Origin of the sequence: uncultured Candidatus Kuenenia sp., assembly GCF_900696675.1 — a bacterium.
GTDB lineage: Bacteria > Planctomycetota > Brocadiia > Brocadiales > Brocadiaceae > Kuenenia > Kuenenia stuttgartiensis_A.
In genome coordinates this window covers 1-2,059 of record NZ_CAADGZ010000243.1, presented here as the reverse complement: position 1 = coordinate 2,059, position 2,059 = coordinate 1, and the positions used below count along the sequence as shown (strand labels likewise).

Annotated in this window: 1 protein-coding gene; it reads left to right on the top strand. The window is 38.3% G+C overall.

Annotation, left to right across the window (positions count from 1 at the left end; genetic code table 11):
• Positions 1–83 precede the first annotated feature (83 nt).
• Positions 84–1,967, top strand: a complete 1,884-nt coding sequence (locus tag QZT26_RS17345; protein WP_099324133.1) for an IS1634 family transposase — start codon at positions 84–86, stop codon at positions 1,965–1,967.
• Positions 1,968–2,059: the final 92 nt, after the last annotated feature.

Sequence of the window (2,059 nt, the reverse complement as noted above, 5' to 3'; positions counted from 1 at the left end):
CCCCCTTTCCGGAAAGATTTCAACAAAATCCTTATTTTAAGCGGGTTTCCACAAATTCAAAATAATATGTAGTCGCAGAATAAATGGCCTATTTATTAATACAAATCCTTTATAACCCTATAAATACTGACTTGACAAAATATTTTATTAATGATAGTGTAGTCAAAGAATATTGGGACTACATTATGCACCTTACTTATAGCGATTCTAAATACAAAGGGAAAACCTATAAATCTTACTCTATTGCCGAATCCTACAGGGATGGCAAAAAGGTCAGAAAAAGAATACTTTGGCCCATCGGGAAACTTTCCGATATTCAAGCCGAGCAAATCAAACTGATATGTAAAACAGTTGAAAACACAGATCAATTGCAGACTCAGCTCAAAGACGTTGCAGTCCTGGAAAGCAGGGCATATCTCGATATAGCCGTTGTTAATGAGTTGTGGAACCAGTGGCAGCTTGATCAGGCTTTTGACTACGATGTCACTGCAGGCGCCCTTCCTACCAATATGATTGCAAAGATACTGACTATTAACAGGTGCACCGATCCGTGTTCTCATTATTCCATTCCTCATTGGGCGAAAAAGAGCGCGCTGGAGGACATTCTTAAAATTGATCTTTCAGGCCTAAATGACGATAAAATCTATTATGAATTAGATAAAATACACAAAAACAAAATATCTATAGAGAACCACCTTTTTAACCAAACCTTCTGGAAACGTCCGGAATCCTATAAATTTATCAACTACGACCTAACTACTTCCTACTTTGTGGGATATAACTGTGATCTATCGGCATTTGGCAAGGGCAAAATAGAGTGTCATGGCAGGCGGCAGGTCTTACTGGGTGTTCTTATCAACTCTGAGGGATATCCTTTCAAATGGGATGTATTCCCCGGGAACACCGCTGAGGTAAAAACCCTCAAACAGAATATCAATGCCTGTAAAACCAGATTCAAATTGACTGATAAAAACGTCACCCTTGTATTTGACAGAGGCATAATCTCTGAGGACAATGCCAATTTGATAGAAGAAGCCAAACTCAAATACATCTCGGCATTGGATAGAAATCAGATACCCTCTTGCGGTGTCAGTTTAAAGTCTCTTAATGGGTTATCCATAGAAGATAAGGACGCCTCCGATATACCTATCCCGCAAGGGTTTTTAAACTATGATGATGAATTATACTACCATGACAATGGCGTCATAGGAAACAAGCGTTTTATTACCGGTTTTAATCCCACTTTATTTATAGAAGACCGCAATAATAGAGACGAGAAAATAACCTTTTTTAAGGATTATCTCAAAGAAGAGAATAAAAACCTTAAAAATGCCCAAAGAGACCGGCAATATGACGCAACAAAGAGCCGCATTGTAGATGAGCTGAAAAGGTTAAAGATTCATAAATATTTCGAAGACCCTGTTCTGACGTCCATCACCGTTACCCATAGACTGAAAAACGGGCAGGTCAAATCCGTCAAAAGTTTCAAAATAGAAATCAAGCTGTTAACTGATGTTATAGCCGCAGATAGATTGTTGGATGGCGTATGTGTTTTTATCACTAACCATACAGAACGGGAAGATGGAGGTGCGTTTAAAGCAAAACCCCAATCTATAGTTAGAGCCTATCGGGACAAGACAAAAATAGAAGATGTCTTTAAAAATGTAAAATCGTTCTTAAAAATCAGGCCCTTCTTTGTCAATACCGAGGCACATGTTAAAGCCGTCTATACTATCTGCATCCTGGCATATTTTATAAACCGTTATCTATCAAACCAACGAAAGGCAATAGGAGAAAAAGATTTTTTAAACTCAAAGGAACTCTATGCGCCGTTCAAAGATATAGATATCGCCACTCTTGAGGCTAAAAATACCGGTGAAACCTTAAAGAAAGCCGTGAAACTTCCCGCCGTCACACAAATGCTATTGGAAAAACTTGGAATGTCCAATGTTGTTTTCGGCCAGTAATTAAAAGACTTCCAAAAGACATGTAGTCGCAGAATCAATGTTTATAAGTGTTTGCCAAATTTGACTTTAGTAATTTCTTTCCGGAACATGGG

What these genes read in the sequence shown, in the direction of transcription:
- QZT26_RS17345 (WP_099324133.1), top strand. Translation starts at nt 84, where the DNA reads ATGGCCTATTTATTAATACAAATCCTTTATAACCCTATAAATACTGAC.